This window comes from Campylobacter showae CC57C, assembly GCF_000344295.2.
GTDB lineage: Bacteria > Campylobacterota > Campylobacteria > Campylobacterales > Campylobacteraceae > Campylobacter_A > Campylobacter_A showae_B.
This window is the reverse complement of sequence record NZ_AOTD01000190.1, coordinates 1-1,638: the sequence shown is the minus strand read 5'-3', so window position 1 is coordinate 1,638 and position 1,638 is coordinate 1. Positions and strand designations below refer to the sequence as shown.

Annotated in this window: 3 protein-coding genes; all 3 read right to left on the bottom strand. The window is 45.8% G+C overall.

The window, feature by feature from the left end; translation table 11 throughout:
- The coding region (locus H740_RS07180) for an inorganic diphosphatase (protein ID WP_002952802.1) at positions 1 to 177 on the bottom strand (177 nt) is incomplete at its 3' end.
- A gap of 243 nt (positions 178 to 420) precedes the next feature.
- On the bottom strand, positions 421 to 804 hold the full coding sequence (locus tag H740_RS07175; RefSeq protein ID WP_002952801.1) for a YgiW/YdeI family stress tolerance OB fold protein: 384 nt from the start codon (positions 802 to 804) through the stop codon (positions 421 to 423).
- 136 nt (positions 805 to 940) lie between these two features.
- The gene (locus tag H740_RS07170) at positions 941 to 1,507 is read right to left on the bottom strand and encodes an adenylate kinase (RefSeq protein ID WP_002952799.1); all 567 of its coding nucleotides are present in this window, start codon (positions 1,505 to 1,507) and stop codon (positions 941 to 943) included.
- Between the last annotated feature and the right edge of the window lie 131 nt (positions 1,508 to 1,638).

The window sequence follows — 1,638 nt, the reverse complement described above, 5'->3', positions numbered from 1 at the left end:
GTTTGGCACGAAGCCGTAGTTTGCCGGGTAGAACATCGCCGAGTAGAGCACGCGATCGACTACGACCGCGCCGCTATCTTTGTCGATTTCGTATTTTATGTTCGAGCCGTACGGGATCTCGATCACGGCGTTGATTTTGTCCGGGCTTGAGCCTGCTTTGATTTTTGAAACGTCCATTTTAATCCTTTGTAAAGCTCCTATCACGCGGCGTTTTGTAGCAAAACGCTTTGAGATACTTGCCTTGAAATTTGATTAAGAGATTATATAAAATCTCGGCTAAATTTGGAGTAAAACGGAGTTGAAGTAGACCAAAATTTGACCGGCATTACGGCGGTAAATTTGATGCTAAAAAAGTCAAATTTATAAATTTTGAGGGAATTAAAATTTGGAGAAATTTTAAGGCGGCGAACCGCCCTAAAATTATTTGATTATTTCGATAGTTTTTACGTCGATAGAGGTTTTCATAAAGTCCTTATCGACCTCGCCGTAGATGCGCACTGGCGTGTTTTCATCGACGGTTACGCCTCTCCAGTCTTTGTGGTCGGTCTCGACTTCGATCGTGTCGCCGTTTTTATCGACGAACTGGTAGTGCTCAGGGCGAAACTCGGAGACGATCTTGCCCTCAAGCACGACGCGAGCGTCATCTGGTAGTGCTAGGGCTTGTTTTACCGTGCTTGCGCTCAAGGCGCCTTTGCCGACGAAGCCGCCTTGATTTGCTGCGTTTTGCGCGCCTGAACCAGTAAATCCGCCTGCTGCAAACATTGCGCTAGCAAGAGCCGCTGATAAAACTATTTTCTTAAACATTACGTATCCTTTAAAATTTTATGTGATTTTCGTGAAATCATAGTGCGGATTTTAATGATATTTCGTGAATTATTTGTTAATTTGGATTTATAAAAAGCTTAAATTTAGAGCCTCGCTCGAGGCTCTAAAATAATGTTTATAGGCTATTTACGAGAGCTTTGACGTCGGCCACGATAGGCTCAATCGCACGCTCGCCGTTTACGACGTGGAGCAGGCCTTTTTCTTTGTAAAATTTGCGTATCGCCTCGATCGGCTCCAAATAAACCTTCATGCGGTTGTTGAAAACCTCGTTGTTGTCGTCGGCTCCGCGCGCTCGTCCGAGCACTCTCTCGCGTGCGACGACTTCGCTAACGTCCACTTCGATCACACCTTTTAACGCGATCTCGTTTTGCGCGGCTAGCACCTTGTCTAGCTCGGTCATCTGCTCGACGCTACGCGGATAGCCGTCGATTATGACGTTTGATTTATCTGAGCTTTTGATCGCCGAGACGATCGCGTTTACGACGACGTCAAGCGGGACTAGGTTACCCTTCGAGATGAAACCGTCGATTAGCTTGCCTAGCTCTGAGCCGCTGGCAACCTCTGCGCGTAGCAGATCGCCCGTTGAGAAGTGCGCAAATTTGGCGTCCTCTTGCGCGATTAGCGATGCATCAGTGGTTTTGCCAGAGCCTGGAGCGCCGATGATTAAAAATAGTTTTTTCATAAATTTTCCTTTTGTAGCCTTGTCTTTTGAGTGCTTTTTGTGGAGCTAGTAAAATTTTGGCTCGATGAACTATATGTTCTATCTACGCCAAAATTTTACGTCGCAACCCCAAAAATCATCTCAAAATACTT

What these genes read in the sequence shown, in the direction of transcription:
- H740_RS07175 (WP_002952801.1), bottom strand. Translation starts at nt 804, where the DNA reads ATGTTTAAGAAAATAGTTTTATCAGCGGCTCTTGCTAGCGCAATGTTT.
- H740_RS07170 (WP_002952799.1), bottom strand. Translation starts at nt 1,507, where the DNA reads ATGAAAAAACTATTTTTAATCATCGGCGCTCCAGGCTCTGGCAAAACC.